This window comes from Paraburkholderia elongata, from assembly GCF_013177735.1.
Taxonomy (GTDB): domain Bacteria; phylum Pseudomonadota; class Gammaproteobacteria; order Burkholderiales; family Burkholderiaceae; genus Paraburkholderia; species Paraburkholderia elongata.
On the sequence record NZ_WOEZ01000043.1, the window covers coordinates 152,522 to 168,521 of the forward strand.

A 16,000-nucleotide genomic window follows, 5' to 3' on the forward strand; every position below is an offset into this window, starting at 1 on the left:
GCTTCCGTTCGCTGCAAACGCGAGTGCCTCACTATCCGTGACGAATCGCGATGGTTTTCAATACCGTGAAGCCATACAGCGCCTCGAAACCCTTTTCGCGTCCGTGGCCTGAATGCTTCACGCCGCCGAACGGCAACTCGACGCCGCCACCCGCGCCATAGTTGTTGATGAACACCTGGCCGGAGCGCAGGCGACGCGCGAGGCGCATCTGCCGGGCACCGTCGCGCGTCCAGATCCCTGCGACGAGGCCATACTGCGTGCCGTTGGCGAGCGAGAGCGCTTCGTCTTCGTCCGTGAACGACATGGCGGCGAGGACAGGGCCGAACACTTCGTCGCGCGCCAGACGGTGGCTCGCGGGTACGTCACGCAGCAGCGTGGGTGCCTGATAGAAGCCGCTTTCCGGCGCTTCGGGAATCACTTCGCCGTGTGCCGCCATCGGAATGCCATCGTGTTGCGCGTCGGAGAGAAAGTCCCACACGCGCTGTTGCTGCTTTGCGTTGATCAGCGGACCGCAGTCGAGATCGGCATGCGACGGTCCGACCCGAAGCGCGTGGAACGCGCTGCTCAGCCGGTCGAGCAGCGGCTCATAAATTGCGCGGTCGATCAGCACGCGGCTGCCCGCCGAGCAGGTTTGCCCGGCGTTCTGCACGATCGCCGACACCAGCACGGGCAAGGCCGCGTCGAGATCCGCGTCGGCGAAAACGATTTGCGGCGATTTGCCGCCCAGTTCGAGCGTGACCGGCACGTGGTTTTCGGCGGCCATCTGCGTCACGAGCTTGCCGGTTTCGGGCGAGCCGGTGAAGGAGACGTGATCGATGCCGGGATGACGCGCGAGTGCCGCGCCCGCTTCATGCCCGAAACCGGTGACGATATTCAGCGCGCCCGCCGGCAGACCCGCCTCGGCCGCCAGTTCGGCGACGCGCAACACGGACAGGCACGCGTCTTCCGCTGGTTTGACGACGCACGCATTGCCGGTGGCGAGCGCCGCGCCGACGCTGCGGCCGAAGATCTGCATCGGGTAGTTCCACGGCACGATATGGCCGGTCACACCGTGCGGCTCGCGGATCGTCAGCACCGTGTAGCCGGCCTGATAGGGGAGCGTTTCGCCGTGCAACTTGTCCGCCGCGCCGGCGTAAAACTCGAAGTAGCGCGTAAGCGCTGCCGAATCGGCGCGCGCCTGTTTGAGCGGCTTGCCGGTGTCGCGGGCTTCGAGTTGGGCGAGTTCTTCCTGATGGGCGGCCACCAGCATCGACAGCCGGTACAGTACGCGGCCGCGTTCGGCGGCGCTCGCCTCGCCCCATGCGCCTTCGAAGGTGCGGCGGGCGGCGTGGACGGCGGCGTCGATATCCGCCGCGGTGCCGCGAGCGAGCCGGGTGAACGGCTGGCCGTCCGAGGGATCGAGCACGGCGATCGTCTCGCCGCCTGATGCAGCGGACCATTCGCCGCCGATGAAATGCCTGGCTTCTTCCATGCATGCTCCTTGAGGTGTCACGCGGCCGATGTTCGGACCGAGATTCAGGCAGAGGTACGGACGCGCGGTGTTCACAAACGAGAGGCACAATCGAGAGACGCCAGACGATTATCGCGCCGATCCAACCAGAGGTGCCATCGGCCGATTGGCTATAATGGCGTATCCCGCACTGTCCGGCCGTAGCGCCTCGTCCCGGCGAGCTTCACGATTCACGCCGCTCGAGCCCGCGCGCCGCACGCCGTGTTCCGAATTCCATCTGATCAGAGAGCGCTCATGAGCTTCAATCACGTCCCCGCAGGCAAAGACCTTCCGCAAGATTTCAACGTCATCATCGAAATCCCGGCGCAAAGCGATCCGGTGAAGTACGAAGCTGACAAGGAAACGGGCCTGCTCCACGTCGACCGTTTCATCGGCACGGGCATGCGCTATCCGGCGAATTACGGCTACATTCCGCAAACGCTGTCGGGCGACGGCGATCCGGTCGACGTGCTGGTGATCACGCCGTTCCCGCTGCTGGCTGGCTCGGTGGTCCGCGCACGCGCACTCGGCATGCTGCAAATGACCGACGAATCGGGCGTCGACGCCAAGCTGATCGCTGTCGCGCACGACAAGATCTGCCCGATGACCGCTGATCTCAAGTCGATCGACGACGTCCCGGCATACCTGAAAGACCAGATCAAGCACTTCTTCGAGCAATACAAGGCGCTGGAAAAGGGCAAGTGGGTGAAGGTCGAAGGCTGGGCAGGCATCGAAGCCGCTCACAAGGAAATCAGCGAAGGCGTGGCGAACTACAAGAAGTAAGCTGCGTTACGCCGGTGGTTGATGAAAAACCGCGCGAGCCCGCAAGGGCCGCGCGGTTTTTTCATGGGCGGCGTTTTCAGAGAGTCCGCTCCCTGTTCAATGCGTAGCGCCGGCGGCACGCCTGCCTGGTGGCCCGTTCCACCGCATAGACACAACGCATCGACTGGATGAACCGAAGCCATTTTTATATCTCAGTGTTAACCCTTATCATTCGGCGGTCGTAGCAGGTTTCCTGCCGTCGGCGTATTAATGCGCTGACGCAGCGCCAACGTGCGTTTTTGGGAGCCCACCGTCCGGATGCTGAATCGCAAGTCCAACCCTTCGCCGCCGCGCTGGTCGAGCCGCCTCTACGCGAGCTCGTACGCGCTCGTCACCGCGATTTACCGCAAACGGCCGGTATGGATGGTGTCGTTTTCGACAAGCGAGGCCAATCTGTCGGAAGGGCTGAGAGCCGCCTGTGCGTCCACCACCATGCTGGTGCTTGGCAATCTGCTGCACGACCCGACCTTCGCATGGGCCGCGATCGGCGCTTTCTGGACCTGTCTCGCCGACGCCGCCGGCTCGAATCGCGCGCGCTTCGCCTCGATGATGGGCTTTGCGCTTCTGTCGACCGTGTGCGGTGGCGTGACCGCTTTCGCGTCAGGCGAGGGCACGGTGTTCGCCGCGCTCGCCATTCTGGTATTCACGACGCTCGGCGCGTTCGGCAGGATCTGGGGCGCCGCGACATCGCAGGTGACGATTCTCGCCGCGACCGCCTGCGTCGTGATGGTCGACCGGCCCATGCATGACCTTCGAGAAGGCATTGCGTTTCTCGGCGTCTACCTGGCCGGATGCCTGTTTGCCGTTGTGCTGAGCTTGACCGTGTGGCGCATTCATCCGTTCGGCACGAGTCGCGCATCGCTGCGTGCGGTGTATGTGCGTCTGGCGGACATCGCATTCGACAGCGCGCGCCTGCTCGAGCGGCGCGCAGCCCCTGGGCAGTGGGCCACGCATGCCGCGAAATTTCGCGCCGATGCGCGGGCTTCGCTGGAACGCTCGCGCAAGGCATTGGCGAACGTGCCTGGCTCAAGAACGGCTGGCCGGGAAACCTACGACAATCTCCTCGCCCTGCTGACCGAAAGTGAAGCGCTCTTTGCGTATCTGATTGCGGTCACCGGCGCGTGCGAAAAAAACCCGGAAGACGCACGTCGCGCCAGACGCGCGCTTCGACTGCTGACCGGAATGGGCGAGGTTTTGCGAAGAATCGGCGCTGCCACCGGCGAAGCGCAATGGAACCGCCTCGCTGACCTGCAACTCCGTTTGCAGCGCCTCGCAAGGCGACTCGAATCCGCGTTGATGGAACCCGTGGCACTCAAGTCCGATTTCGAACTGGTCGATTTCGCGCCGGCGTATGCCCAGCCGCTCGGGTGGTCGAACAGTGTCGTCGGACTCCTGACGCGGACCTGGTCGACTCTCAAGGCGAACCTCTCGGCTCAGTCGGTCGGCTTGCGCCACGCCGCCCGCGTGGGCGTCACGACCACGGCGGGCTTTCTGGTCATACGGACGCTCGGGCTTCCTTTCGGCTACTGGGCAACCATGGCGACCCTGCTGATCTTGCAACCGTCCATTGCCGCGACCTGGCCAAGAAGCATCGAGCGCGCTGCCGGGAGCATCGTCGGGGGCGTGCTGGCGGCTGCAATCGGCTATGCAATTCATTCGCCGCTCGGTATTTCATTGGCGGTGTTTCCGCTGGTGGTGGCCACGATGGCGCTGCGTCCCGTCAGCTACAGCCTCTTCGTTCTGTTCCTGACACCGACCTTTGTGCTCGTGGCCGACTTCGCGACGCCCGGCGCCAGCGAATTCGCTTACGCGCTCATGCGACTCGGCAACAACGTGCTCGGCTGCGTATTGGCGCTGCTGGCTACGTTCTATCTGTGGCCGACGCGGGAAAAAGTCGACTATCGCGCTTATCTGAGCGAGGCGGTGCGGGCCAATCTCGCGTATCTGAGTGCGGCACTGGAGTCGCCGGACCGAAGCGAGAAGGACATGGAACGCTTGCGCCGAGCCGCTGGCTTGGGCAGCAATAACGCTGAGGAGGCAATCGGCCGTATTCGACTCGAAAAGCTCGAGGACTCGATGGTCGACACGGTGACGCTGACGGTGCTGAGCGTGTTGCGGAAAATGGCGGGAACCGCGACCCAACTGCGCTTGAGTACGAACCGGCGCAGCATGCACGATGAACTCGGCGCGTGGATTGCGGCCACGAGCACTGATATCGACGCGGCATTGAATCGAACCCTGCGGCCGATACGGCGCGATCTGCCCGCGCGAGACCGACTCTCGGCACTGGAGGCGGATGCGGTGGGCGAAATCGCGCTCATGCATCGACTACTGACTGAGCGCATGCGGGAGGCGAGGGGTTAGGCGGAGGGTAGCTCGTCTGCGGCAACCGGCTCTGGCTCGGGCAGTGGCAGCACCGATTCGAGCGTACGCAGCCCCGCGGCCAGCGCGCGCTTATCAGAAGGCGACAACCGCTTGACCCAATACTCCGCACGCGACGCACTCGAACGGTTCGTCAACTCAAACGACGCCAGCACCTGCACCGGCTTGCGCGAACGCGTATAGCGCGCGCCCACACCACTCACGTGCTTGTCAAAGCGCGCCTGCACGTCGGTGGCAATGCCGGTGTAGACGCTGCCGTCCGAGCATTCGAGCAGATACAGAAACCACGCCATGGGTACGCTTCAACCTTTGAACGGATTGTGTTCGCGCAGCTCGTCCACATACGCGTGGATGCTGTTCTTTTCGTTGTCGAGAAAGTGGCCGACCGCATCGGCGAAGCCCGGATGCGCGAGCCAATGCGCCGAGCGCGTCACAGTCGGCAGAAAACCGCGCGCCATCTTGTGCTCGCCCTGGGCGCCGCCTTCGAACGCACCGAGCTTTTCTTCAATGCAGAATTCGAGCGGCTGGTAGTACGCAGTTTCGAAGTGCAGGCATGGCACATGTTCGAGCGCGCCCCAGTAGCGGCCATATAAGGTGCCGCCGGTTTTTTCATCGCGCTGATACACCACGAGCGAGCTCGCGATCGGCTTGCCTTCGAATTCGGCGATCACCAGCAGCAGATTTTCCGGCATCGACGCACCGATCATCCGGAAGAAATCGAGGTTCAGATACGGACTCGAAAAGTGCTCGCGGTAGGTTTGCCGATAACACTTGCTGAAGAATCGCCAGTCGGCGTCCCGGATATCCTCGCCGCGAATCCGGCGCATCGTCACGCCGGCTTCCTGAACCTTGCGACGCTCCGCACGAATGTTCTTGCGCTTCTTCTGTTCGAGCGTGGAGAGGAAATCGTCGAAGTCGCGATAGCCGTCGTTCAGCCAGTGGAATTGCACGCCTTCGCGTTGCATCATGCCCATGTCGGTCAGCGCGTCGGCTTCCGTTTCGGTCGGAAACAGCACGTGCAGCGACGACACGTCGGCTTGCTCGGCGAACGCCATCAGCGTGGCCGCCAGATGCCTGAGGGCATGCGTATCCGCCGACAACAGCCGGTTGCCTTGCACCGGTGTGAACGGCACCGCGCACAGCAGCTTCGGGTAATACGGCAGACCGTTGCGTTTGTACGCATCGGCCCAGGCCCAATCGAAGACATATTCGCCGTACGAGTGCCCCTTCAGATACACGGGCGCCGCCGCCACGAGCTTGTCGGTGCGCGGGTCGGTGAGCGTGACGAATTGCGGCGCCCAGCCGGTATCGGCGACCGCGCATCGGGTCGCGGAGAGCGCGCTCAAAAACTCGTGCCGCAGAAACGGCGTGGGCTGTGTCTGCTGCGCAAGGAGGGCATTCCATTCCGCGGCGTCCACCTCGGAGGGCGACGCCAGAATGCCCGTGCGATAATCAAAGCGTTCCTGGTTCAATCTGTGTGACTGTTCCCAATGAGCGGCGCAGGCTTGTAGCGATGCGTCGTTCGTTTATCCGATTTGTCCGTTGCCGTCGAGCTAACCAGCCGCGGTACTCGCAAGCCGTCTGGCTTGCCTGTCGATCCTGCCATGAAGACCCGAATCGCTCTTGCTCAAATCAATGTCACCGTCGGCGACTTCGCCGGCAATGTCGCGAAGATTGTCGCTGCCGCCCGCGCCGCGCACAACGATGGTGCGAAACTGCTGATTGCGCCTGAACTCGCGCTATCCGGCTATCCGCCCGAAGATCTGTTGCTGCGTCCCGCGTTCTACACGGCGAGTGCAGCGGCGCTCGCCGATCTGGCCACGCAACTGAAGCCCTTCGCCGGCTTGCACGTGATCGTCGGCCATCCGCAGCGCGATGCGGCAAACGGCCATGGTAATGCAAACGCGCCGATCGAGCGCGGCGTGCCGCCGGTCGACACCTTCAACGCGGCCTCGCTGATGGTGGACGGGGAGGTGGTCGGCACCTATCGCAAGCAGGATTTGCCGAATACCGAGGTGTTCGACGAGAAGCGCTACTTCGCTTCCGACCCGCAGCCGTTCGTGTTCGAACTGGACGGCGTGAAGTACGGCGTGGTGATTTGCGAGGACGCGTGGCATGCGTCGGCTGCGCAAATGGCGAAGGCGGCAGGCGCGCAAGTGCTGCTGATTCCGAACGGCTCGCCATATCACCTGAACAAGGAAGCGGTGCGCTTCGACATTCTGCGCGCGCGGATTCGCGAGACCGGTTTGCCGATGGTCTACGTGAACATGGTCGGCGCGCAGGACGAACTGGTGTTCGACGGCGGTTCGTTCGTGCTCGATGAAAAGGGCGAGTTGGTCGCGAAGATGGCGCAGTTCGAGGAAGGCAACACGATTGTCGAGTTCGACGGCGGCAAGCCAGTGCCCACGGCGATCGCGCCGCAGCTCTCGCTCGAAGCGCAGGTGTACGCCGCGCTCGTGATGGGCGTGCGTGACTACATCAATAAGAACGGTTTCCCGGGCGCGCTGATCGGCCTGTCGGGCGGCGTGGATTCGGCGCTGGTGCTGGCCGTCGCGTGCGACGCGCTGGGTGCCGACCGCGTGCGTGCTGTGATGATGCCGTCGCGCTACACCGCAGACATTTCAACTACCGACGCCGCCGAAATGGCGCGCCGCGTCGGCGTACGTTACGACGAAATCGCGATTGCGCCGATGTTCGACGCCTTCCGCAACTCGCTAGCCGATGAATTCGCCGGCCGCGCCGAAGACGCTACCGAAGAAAACATTCAGGCTCGCATTCGCGGCACCTTGCTGATGGCGCTGTCGAACAAGTTCGGCTCGATCGTGCTGACCACCGGCAACAAGAGCGAGATGGCGGTGGGCTACTGCACGCTATACGGCGACATGGCCGGCGGCTTCGCGGTGATCAAGGACATCGCCAAAACGCTAGTCTACAAGCTGTGCCATTACCGTAACCAGGCTACCACCTTCGGCAAGCAGGACGTGATTCCCGAGCGGATTCTGACGCGCGCGCCGTCGGCGGAACTGCGCGAGAACCAGACCGATCAGGACAGCTTGCCGCCGTACGAAGTACTCGACGCGATCATGCGCATGTACATGGAAGAGGACCGCTCGCTTGCCGAAATCATCGCGGCGGGCTACGCGGTCGACGACGTGAAACGCGTCACGCGCCTCATCAAGATCAACGAGTACAAACGCCGTCAGGCGCCGATCGGCATTCGCGTCACGCATCGCGCGTTCGGCCGCGACTGGCGTTATCCGATTACGTCGCGCTACACCGAGCCGGTTCAGTGAGAAGCGAAAGGCTGCTGCGGACTTACCCGAAGCAGACCAGAAGCACGCGCCGGATCGCCGGATCGCCGGACCGCCGGATCGCCGCAACGCATCCGGCGCGGCGTAGAATAAAAATGATCCATTTCCCTTTCAACCTTCCAATCACGAGACGAGGTCCGCCATGAAGCGCATCACTGCAGTCATCAAACCGTTCAAACTCGACGAAGTGCGCGAGGCGCTTGCTGAAGTCGGTCTCACGGGGTTGACCGTGACCGAAGTCAAAGGCTTCGGCCGGCAAAAAGGCCACACCGAGCTCTATCGTGGTGCAGAGTACGTGGTCGACTTTCTGCCGAAAGTGAAGATCGAAGTGGTAGTCGCGGACAACCAGTGCGATCAGGTGATCGACGCGATCATCGGCGCGGCGCGTACCGGCAAGATCGGCGACGGCAAGATTTTCGTCGCGGACGTGGAGCGTGTGATCCGGATTCGCACGGGCGAGGAGAACGAAGCGGCAGTTTGAGAGGTTTGACTCGCACTGCTAAAACACAGACTTAAAGCGCCGGTATTGGCACCCGTGCAACGCGCGCACCGATCAGGTGCACCGGTGCAGTGGCGAAACCGCGCGCACAAATAAAAAACGGTGCGATACCCTTTCGGACATCGCACCGATACGCGCCTCTCGCAGCAGCGTGAAAAAGATTCTCTTGAAGAACTCGTTACTACGCCCCGAAGGAAGTTCCCTCGGGGCACACCGTTCGATTAGAACGAGTGTTGAATACCTGCGTACACGCCGGTCTGGCTATGACCCGGCAGCGGGTTGTCCGTGCTGACAGCCGTGCCCGAATTATTCGCATTCAGGCCGTAGTTAGCCGTCTTGCTGTTTTGCGTTGTTGCGACTTGAAGATCCAGCAGCGTGCGCTTGGACAGGTTGTACGAGCCGCCGACCGTGTAGATCGTCGCATTGCCTGCGCCATTGTTGCCGTTGACGTGATAGACCGCTGCGATCAGTGCTGCAGCCGGCGTTGCTTGCCACGTCACACCGCCCCATTCGTGATTGAGCGTGGTCGGCGTGCCCGGCAGAACGCCCGTCGCACCCGACGAACGGATAGCTTGGTAAGCGGCCTGAATCTTGAACTGGCCGAGGAACACGTTCAAGAGAGCCGAGTATTCACGCGACGCCGAGAACACGCCAGTTCCGATGTTGGCCGTGTTGACGCCAGTGGCGGTCGGGCCGTACAGGGTGCCGTTAGCCGGGTTGCGGATTTCGTCGTACAGACCGCGAATCTGGAACAGCGAGCTCGTGTAGGTGATCTGTGCGCCATCTTCGCGACCTTGAGCGGTCGTGCCGTTACCGTTCCAGCTCGTTGCGTTCGACAGGGCGTACTGGCCGTAGAAGTCAAAGCCTGCGATCTTCGGCGACTGGTATGCGAAGTTGTTGCTCGATTGCGGCCAGTTGCGGCCACGCACCAGCGATGCCGACGACCAGTTCGATTGACCGAACGGGTCGAAGTCCCACACGCCGTTCGAGATGTACAGCATGCGGCCCATCGTGAACGTACCGTACTGGTCGTTCGCCAAGCCGACCGTTGCCCAGCGATTGAAGAGACCACCACCGCCCGGGCCTGCACCCGTCATGGTGTTGAAGGAGCCTTCCAACTGGAACAGGACCTTGTTGCCGCCACCGATGTCCTCAACGCCCTTCATGCCCCACAGGCTCGTACCCCAGTCGCCGCTTTCTGCGCGCCAACGGTTCGTGCTGCCAGTTGCCTGGCCGTTTGCGCCGACGCCTTGCGGAACGCCCGTCATGTATTCCAGGCCAGCGTCAAGGCGGCCGTACAGCGTCACGCTGCTTTGGGCGTGAGCAACTACACCGGCTGTCATCAGCGCAGCGGCGAGCAAAGCTTTCTTCATCTTCTCCTCCATACCCTGTCAAAAAGTGAAACCCAGTACTGCGAATGGTGTTCGGACACAAGCGCGCCGAACAGAAATCGGTACCAGGGAGATTAGCGGGTGGATTGGGTCTCCTGCCGTGACGGATAGCCTCAGCGGGCTATTCTTCGCGCCATGCCGATCCCTCGCCGACCGGTTCTCCTCTGTTGCTTTGAAGTGAAACTACTTTTAATGAACTTTGTTTTGCTACTTTGGTTACTAATTTATCAAAAATACCCTGGAGTGGGAGAAGAAATTAGGTCCGGCCTGGGCCGGTGTCTCCAAATTGCAATACGAATGTGAACAAGGAATCGTCGCAGCATCCACAAAAAGGCGGGAAACCCTTATGCCGTAAGGGAATCACGGATTGGGACGAACAACGTTAAGGATTGCCACTATTGACGCTTCAAATGCGGCAGAGTAGGGCGAAGAGAGGGTGCCTCGGGCCGGATTTGGGTCACTTGCGGGCCCATTTTCGAGGCCAGAACGGCCGGAATGTGCAGGTGAGCGAAGTAAAAAAGGCGCTCGTAAGCGCCTTGTAATGCTGCTTTGACTACAGCCCAAATAGCGGGCTGCACGACAGTCTCATTTGAGGCTGCCGGAGAGGAATTGCTTGAGCCGGTCGCTCTTCGGGTTCTTGAAGACTTCGTCCGGATGGCCTTCTTCTTCGACGCGGCCTTGATGCAGGAACATCACGTGGTTCGACACGTTGCGCGCGAACGCCATTTCATGGGTGACGACGATCATCGTGCGGCCTTCTTCGGCGAGCGTCTGCATGACCTTGAGCACTTCGCCGACCAGCTCGGGATCGAGTGCGGAAGTCGGTTCGTCGAACAGCATCACGTTCGGATGCATGGCCAGCGCGCGCGCGATCGCCACGCGTTGCTGCTGACCGCCCGACAGATGCGACGGGTACTGCTTCTCAAGACGAGGCGCGAGGCCCACTTTCTCCAGATACTCGCGCGCGCGCTCTTCGGCCTCCTTGCGCTTCAGACCCAGCACGTTGACCGGCGCCTCGATGATGTTCTCGAGCACGTTCATGTGCGACCACAGGTTGAAGTGCTGGAACACCATCGACAGCTTGGTGCGCACGCGCTGCAACTGCTTCGGATCGGACACGCGCAGCGCGCCGGCATTGCCGATCTGCGTGCGGACTTCTTCACCGTCGACAAAGATGCGCCCGGAGTTCGGCTGTTCGAGGAAGTTGATGCAGCGAAGCATCGTGCTCTTGCCCGAACCGGACGAGCCGATCACGCTGATTACGTCACCGGCGTTGGCCTTCAGCGACACGCCCTTGAGGACTTCGTTGTCGCCGTACTGTTTGTGAAGCTCGTCGACGAAGAGCTTTTGCTTCTTGGTGTTCATCGGAATCCTTGGCGGGCTTACTTGCTTGCGGGCACGGTGCCCTTCTTGATTACTTGCCTTGCGGCCGCAGGTAAGCGAGCCAGCGGTGCTCGGCGCGGCGGAACAGCCACACGAGCGCAAAAGAAATGCACAGATAGAGCAGGGCGGCGAGGCCGAACGCATTGAATGACTGATACGTGGCCGAGTTCACGTCGCGCGCGATCTTGAGGATGTCCGGCACGGTTGCGGTGAACGCGACGGTGGTGGCGTGCAGCATCAGGATCACTTCGTTGCTGTAGTACGGCAACGCGCGGCGCAGCGCTGACGGCAGAATCACCCGCCGGTACAGCGTGAACGACGACATGCCATACGCGCGCGCCGCTTCGATCTCGCCATACGGCGTAGCCTTGATCGCGCCCGCGAAAATCTCGGTGGTGTACGCGCAGGTGTTCAGCGTGAACGCGAGCAGCGTGCAATGCATGCCGTCGCGGAAGAACGCGTTGGTCAGCTCGTGGTTGCGGATGATTTCGAGGCTGTACAGGCCGGTGTAGCAGAGCAGCAACTGCACGTACAGCGGCGTGCCGCGAAAGATATACGTATACAGCCACACCAGACCAGCGAGCCATTTCTTCTTCGACACGCGCGCAACCGCGAGCGGGATCGACAGGCAGAAGCCGAGCCCGATCGACACCACCAGCAGCCACAGTGTGATGACGACGCCGGTGAGGCGGTAGCCGTCGGAATAGAGATAGTTGCGCCAGTATTCCTGAATGATCTCGATCATAGATCCGCCTTTCGCACGCCAGTCGAGTAACGCTTTTCGAGGTACATCAGCACGAAGTTGGACACTGTGGTGATGACGAGATAAATCGCCCCTGCGAACAGGGTGAAGAAGAAGAACCGCAACGTGCCCTTGCCCGCATCCTGCGAGGCTTTGACCACATCCGCGAGACCGATGATCGACACTAGCGCCGTGGCTTTCACCATCACCTGCCAGTTGTTGCCGATGCCAGGCAGCGCGAAGCGCATCATCTGCGGGAACATGATCCGCGAGAACACCTGCCAGCCGGTCATGCCGTAGGCCGCGCCCGCTTCGAGCTGGCCGCGCGGCACCGCGAGAAACGCGCCGCGGAAGGTCTCGGTGAAGTACGCGCCGTAGATGAAGCCCAGCACCGCGACGCCGGCCACGAATGGGTTGATGTCGATCTGGTCCCAGCCGAGTAGGTCGGTCAGGTTATTCAGCCAGATCTGGATGCTGTAGAACAGCAGCAGCATCAGCACCAGGTCGGGCACGCCGCGCACGAGCGTCGTGTAGACGGTGCCGACACTATAGGAGACGCGGTTCTTCGACAATTTCGCCGCCGCGCCGAGCAGACCCAGCACGAAAGCGAACGCCAGCGACAACACCGCCAGTTTGACGGTTTGCCAGGTGCCGCTAAGAAGCAGCGGGCCGTAGCCTTGAAGGAACATATGGGGTCCTTGACGATGCGTTTGCGATGCACCGCGAAAGACGCGGCCAGCTCTGCACCGCGTTTGCCGCGAACCTGGGCTCGCCGTTTCCTGCGGCGCACAGCGCACCGCTGTGCAAATCATGACTGCATGACCGTTACCGGTCTTGCAGCGCGCTTTTCGACTCTCGTTTTGAATCGGGGTTGAAACTGCTTTGAAGCTATTGCCGACTGTATTACTAAGCCTAGGGAAAGCCCATGCGGGCGAGCCCCGAGTCAGTGACCAACTCAGTGACCAAGATAGATATCGACATCGAAGTACTGCTTTTCGAGCTTCTTGAACGTACCGTCCTGATGCACTTGCGCCAACGCCTGGTTGAACATCGCTTTCAGCTCGACGTCATCCTTGCGCAGGCCGATGGCCGTGCCTTCACCGATTGTCTTTGGGTCTTTTACTTCCGGGCCGGCCCAGGCGAAGCCTTTACCGCGCGGCGTCTTCAGGAACCCGGCGTCGGCTTGCAATTCGTCCTGCAACGCGGCGTCGAGACGCCCGAAGCGACGTCGGCGTACACCTGATCCTGATTCTGGTAGGACACCACGGTCACGCCTTTGGGCTCCCAGTAAGCCTTGGCGTAGGCCTCCTGAGTCGAGCCCTGCTCGACGCCGACGTGCTTGCCCTTCAGCGATTCAGCCGTGGGCAGCAGCGGCGAGCCGGCTTTGGCGATCATGCGGGCCGGGGCGTCGAACAGCTTGTCGGAGAAATCGATCTGCTCGCGGCGCTTGTCCGTAACGGTCAGCGACGACACGATCGCGTCGAACTTCTTGCCCTTCAACGCCGGGATGATCCCGTCCAGGTCCTGCTCGACCCACACGCACTTGACGTTCATTTTCGCGCACAGCGCTTTCGTCAAATCGACGTCGAAGCCGACGACCTGGCCGCTGGCCGCCTTCGATTCGAACGGCGGGTAGCTGGCGTCCACTCCGATGCGCACGGTTTTCCATTCTTTCGCCATGGCGCCGGTGGCCATGACGGCGAGCGCCACGCACAGTGCGGCCTTCTTCATGTTTCTCCTGGATCAAACTGATCGTCGTGGTGTGCCGATCTCGACGACCGTCGGCTCGTGGCCGGCCGTCGCTATTCTAGGCGGTCAAAATTGTCGCGCCGCGCATGGGTTCCACTTCGCTCCCACTTCGCTCCCGCCGATGTCTGGTCGACGTATCAAGCGAAATTGGCAAGGGGCTGAAACCCGCGGCTGTCCCATCGCGGGCCCGGCTGCCGGGGCCGCCGGCGCGCCTTGAGCGCCCATGCGTCTCGAAAAGGGCGGTATTTTACCCGAACAGGGGCGGGGCGCCAGTGCGGGACGCCGCCGGCTGCCAGTGGACGGGCGCATGCGTTGTGCATGCGCGACGGTGTCGGGCCGCGGTCTGGCCGTGCTGGCGCGCGCTCATTCGCGTTCATGATCGGCAAGCCAGGGACCGGTATGGCGAGGAAGGCCGCCAGTAACCGGCCTGGCAATGCCGCGCACCCCACCGGCGCACGATTGCGCTGATTTATGAAACGATACGGTGCGCCGTTGCCGATTGTTTAGCGCGCTTCGCGCCCATACATTCTGAGCATCGCTATTTACTGACCGGGAGACCCCCCCATGTTCGAGATTCGCCGTTCCGACGAACGCGGCCACGCCAATCACGGCTGGCTCGACTCGTATCACAGCTTCTCGTTTGCCGACTACCGCGACCCGCAACACGTGCATTTCGGACCGCTGCGGGTGATCAACGAAGACCGCATCGCCGGCGGCCAGGGCTTCGGCACGCACGGCCATCGCGACATGGAAATCGTCACATATGTGCTCGAAGGCGCGCTCGCGCACCGCGACAGCATGGGCAACGGCTCGACCATCCGTCCCGGCGACGTGCAGCGTATGAGCGCCGGCACGGGCGTGCAGCACAGCGAGTTCAATGCATCGCAGGACGAACCGGCGCACCTGTTGCAGATCTGGGTGATCCCGCAACGCGCGGGTGACCAGCCCGGCTACGAGGAAAAACGCTTCGACGATGCCGACAAGCGCGGGCGTCTGCGCGTGGTCGCCTCGCCCGACGGCCGGGACGGTTCCGTAACGATTCATGCGGATGCCTCGATCTACGCGGCGTTAATCGACGGCGCGGAACAGGCTACGTTCGCGTTGCCGAAAGGCCGGCTGGCGTATGTGCACGTAGCGCGCGGCGCGCTGACTGTGAATGGCGAAGCGCTCCAGGCCGGCGACGCCGCCAAGTTGAGCGAGACCGATACGGTGACGCTCGAAAAGGGCGAGGACGCCGAAGTGCTGCTGTTCGATCTGGGGCCGCTCAACGGGTAAGCGCCGATCACCGGCCGGACAATCATCGGCCGATGATGATTGCCAGTTGCCAGTTGCCAGTTGCCAGTTGCCAGTTGCCAGTTGCCAGATGCAAGTTGCAAGTTGCCAGATGCAAGAGCAACGAGCACCTCGGTTTGAAGTTCAAGCTGCACGCAAACAAAAACGCCACGGAAGATTTCCCGTGGCGTTTTTGCATTCGGACGACGGCCGCGCAAGCCGCCTTCCGCCTACGTCGACCTGCTTACTGATTCGCAGCCGGCGCCGACGCTGCGCCCTTATTATGTTCCCAGCGCTCGTGCATCTTCTCGTGACGCGCTTCCATCTTCGCAAAACGCTGCTTCAGCGCCGTGCTGACGGTGGTCTTCTGCTGGTCGTTCAAGCCGTTATAGAACTTGAGCCACGCGTCCGTGGTTTGCTGACGCAGCTGCGCGTCTTTCTGCTCGACTTGCTGGTGCGCGGCAGCCATGGCGTTCAGATCCAGGATCGGCTGCTGCTGCGCGGCCTTCATCTGGTTCTTGATCTGTTCATGGTTGGCGCGCATGGCTTCGTGGTTCTGCTTCATCGTGTCGAGCGCGGCTTGCCATTGCTTTTCCTGATCCGCGTTCAGCTTCAACTGGTCATGCAGTTGCGTCAGTTCCTTCATGAAGTGACCATGCCAGCCGCCGTGACCTTCTTGACCGGCGGGTTGCGCGGCATAGGCAGCGCCCACGCCGATGGCGAGGGCAGTGGCGGCAACGGCGAGAACGCGCGACATTTTTTTGGTAGACATGTGAGACTCCCTGTAATGGAATAGCCGACGATGCAACCGGTGACAGAGGACGGCCTGCATTCGGTAAGACACAGCGTAGAGAACTGCGTCCGGCGCTGTGTTACGTGGATTGATGCGGCTATTACGGGACATTACGTGCGCCTTTCACGGTAACACCCGGTAACCCTTGCGGGTCGTTTGAAATCGAA

Annotated in this window: 13 protein-coding genes and 1 pseudogene; 5 read left to right on the plus strand and 9 right to left on the minus strand. The window is 61.9% G+C overall.

What is annotated here, in order from left to right:
- Nucleotides 1-31: 31 nt before the first annotated feature.
- Entirely contained in the window at nt 32-1,471 is a 1,440-nt protein-coding gene (locus GNZ13_RS09145) for an aldehyde dehydrogenase family protein (protein ID WP_172162508.1), read from the minus strand.
- A 273-nt stretch (nt 1,472-1,744) separates the two neighbouring features.
- On the opposite strand from GNZ13_RS09145, the gene ppa reads away from it, so the two are divergent.
- Both ppa and GNZ13_RS09155 read left to right on the plus strand, forming a co-directional pair.
- Nucleotides 1,745-2,272 (plus strand): inorganic diphosphatase, encoded by a 528-nt coding sequence (gene ppa / locus GNZ13_RS09150; protein WP_172162511.1) that lies wholly within the window; start codon nt 1,745-1,747, stop codon nt 2,270-2,272.
- Nucleotides 2,273-2,569: 297 nt separating this feature from the next.
- Nucleotides 2,570-4,675, plus strand: coding sequence for an FUSC family protein (locus tag GNZ13_RS09155; protein WP_172162514.1), 2,106 nt, complete (start codon nt 2,570-2,572; stop codon nt 4,673-4,675).
- Here the strand turns inward: GNZ13_RS09155 and GNZ13_RS09160 are convergent.
- Nucleotides 4,672-4,986, minus strand: a complete 315-nt coding sequence (locus tag GNZ13_RS09160; protein WP_172162516.1) for a GIY-YIG nuclease family protein — start codon at nt 4,984-4,986, stop codon at nt 4,672-4,674. The two genes, GNZ13_RS09155 and GNZ13_RS09160, sit on opposite strands and share 4 nt — an antisense overlap.
- Before the next feature lie 9 nt (nt 4,987-4,995).
- Complete coding sequence (locus tag GNZ13_RS09165) at nt 4,996-6,165, minus strand: GNAT family N-acetyltransferase (RefSeq protein ID WP_172162518.1); 1,170 nt, start codon at nt 6,163-6,165, stop codon at nt 4,996-4,998.
- Nucleotides 6,166-6,297: 132 nt separating this feature from the next.
- Between GNZ13_RS09165 and GNZ13_RS09170 the strand changes: the two genes are divergently transcribed.
- The gene (locus tag GNZ13_RS09170; RefSeq protein WP_172162520.1) at nt 6,298-7,986 is read left to right on the plus strand and encodes an NAD+ synthase; all 1,689 of its coding nucleotides are present in this window, start codon (nt 6,298-6,300) and stop codon (nt 7,984-7,986) included.
- Between the two features lie 160 nt (nt 7,987-8,146).
- Nucleotides 8,147-8,485: a P-II family nitrogen regulator gene (gene glnK, locus GNZ13_RS09175; protein ID WP_006048444.1), complete on the plus strand. Its 339-nt coding sequence runs from the start codon at nt 8,147-8,149 to the stop codon at nt 8,483-8,485.
- Between the two features lie 239 nt (nt 8,486-8,724).
- Here glnK and GNZ13_RS09180 read toward each other — a convergent pair whose 3' ends face one another.
- The 5 genes and pseudogenes from GNZ13_RS09180 to GNZ13_RS09200 all read right to left on the minus strand — a co-directional run bounded on the left by GNZ13_RS09180 (nt 8,725) and on the right by GNZ13_RS09200 (nt 13,750).
- Nucleotides 8,725-9,876: a porin gene (locus GNZ13_RS09180; protein WP_172162522.1), complete on the minus strand. Its 1,152-nt coding sequence runs from the start codon at nt 9,874-9,876 to the stop codon at nt 8,725-8,727.
- A gap of 603 nt (nt 9,877-10,479) precedes the next feature.
- Nucleotides 10,480-11,259, minus strand: a complete 780-nt coding sequence (locus GNZ13_RS09185) for an ABC transporter ATP-binding protein (RefSeq protein WP_172162524.1) — start codon at nt 11,257-11,259, stop codon at nt 10,480-10,482.
- A 49-nt stretch (nt 11,260-11,308) separates the two neighbouring features.
- Nucleotides 11,309-12,022, minus strand: coding sequence for an ABC transporter permease (locus GNZ13_RS09190; RefSeq protein WP_172162526.1), 714 nt, complete (start codon nt 12,020-12,022; stop codon nt 11,309-11,311).
- Nucleotides 12,019-12,708 carry an ABC transporter permease gene (locus GNZ13_RS09195; RefSeq protein WP_172162528.1) on the minus strand — a complete coding sequence of 230 codons (690 nt, stop codon included), beginning with the start codon at nt 12,706-12,708 and terminating at the stop codon, nt 12,019-12,021. Before GNZ13_RS09195 ends, GNZ13_RS09190 begins: the two co-directional genes overlap by 4 nt.
- Before the next feature lie 266 nt (nt 12,709-12,974).
- Nucleotides 12,975-13,750 (minus strand): annotated as a pseudogene (locus tag GNZ13_RS09200) (ABC transporter substrate-binding protein).
- 582 nt (nt 13,751-14,332) lie between these two features.
- Between GNZ13_RS09200 and GNZ13_RS09205 the strand changes: the two are divergent.
- Nucleotides 14,333-15,043: a pirin family protein gene (locus tag GNZ13_RS09205; protein WP_172162531.1), complete on the plus strand. Its 711-nt coding sequence runs from the start codon at nt 14,333-14,335 to the stop codon at nt 15,041-15,043.
- A gap of 241 nt (nt 15,044-15,284) precedes the next feature.
- Here GNZ13_RS09205 and GNZ13_RS09210 read toward each other — a convergent pair whose 3' ends face one another.
- Nucleotides 15,285-15,812, minus strand: a complete 528-nt coding sequence (locus tag GNZ13_RS09210; RefSeq protein ID WP_172162533.1) for a periplasmic heavy metal sensor — start codon at nt 15,810-15,812, stop codon at nt 15,285-15,287.
- Between the last annotated feature and the right edge of the window lie 188 nt (nt 15,813-16,000).

Coding starts and splice junctions, on each gene's coding strand:
- glnK (WP_006048444.1), top strand. CDS start 8,147: ATGAAGCGCATCACTGCAGTCATCAAACCGTTCAAACTCGACGAAGTG.
- GNZ13_RS09170 (WP_172162520.1), top strand. CDS start 6,298: ATGAAGACCCGAATCGCTCTTGCTCAAATCAATGTCACCGTCGGCGAC.
- GNZ13_RS09195 (WP_172162528.1), bottom strand. CDS start 12,708: ATGTTCCTTCAAGGCTACGGCCCGCTGCTTCTTAGCGGCACCTGGCAA.
- GNZ13_RS09190 (WP_172162526.1), bottom strand. CDS start 12,022: ATGATCGAGATCATTCAGGAATACTGGCGCAACTATCTCTATTCCGAC.
- GNZ13_RS09180 (WP_172162522.1), bottom strand. CDS start 9,876: ATGAAGAAAGCTTTGCTCGCCGCTGCGCTGATGACAGCCGGTGTAGTT.
- GNZ13_RS09145 (WP_172162508.1), bottom strand. CDS start 1,471: ATGGAAGAAGCCAGGCATTTCATCGGCGGCGAATGGTCCGCTGCATCA.
- GNZ13_RS09205 (WP_172162531.1), top strand. CDS start 14,333: ATGTTCGAGATTCGCCGTTCCGACGAACGCGGCCACGCCAATCACGGC.
- GNZ13_RS09155 (WP_172162514.1), top strand. CDS start 2,570: ATGCTGAATCGCAAGTCCAACCCTTCGCCGCCGCGCTGGTCGAGCCGC.
- GNZ13_RS09185 (WP_172162524.1), bottom strand. CDS start 11,259: ATGAACACCAAGAAGCAAAAGCTCTTCGTCGACGAGCTTCACAAACAG.
- ppa (WP_172162511.1), top strand. CDS start 1,745: ATGAGCTTCAATCACGTCCCCGCAGGCAAAGACCTTCCGCAAGATTTC.
- GNZ13_RS09160 (WP_172162516.1), bottom strand. CDS start 4,986: ATGGCGTGGTTTCTGTATCTGCTCGAATGCTCGGACGGCAGCGTCTAC.
- GNZ13_RS09210 (WP_172162533.1), bottom strand. CDS start 15,812: ATGTCTACCAAAAAAATGTCGCGCGTTCTCGCCGTTGCCGCCACTGCC.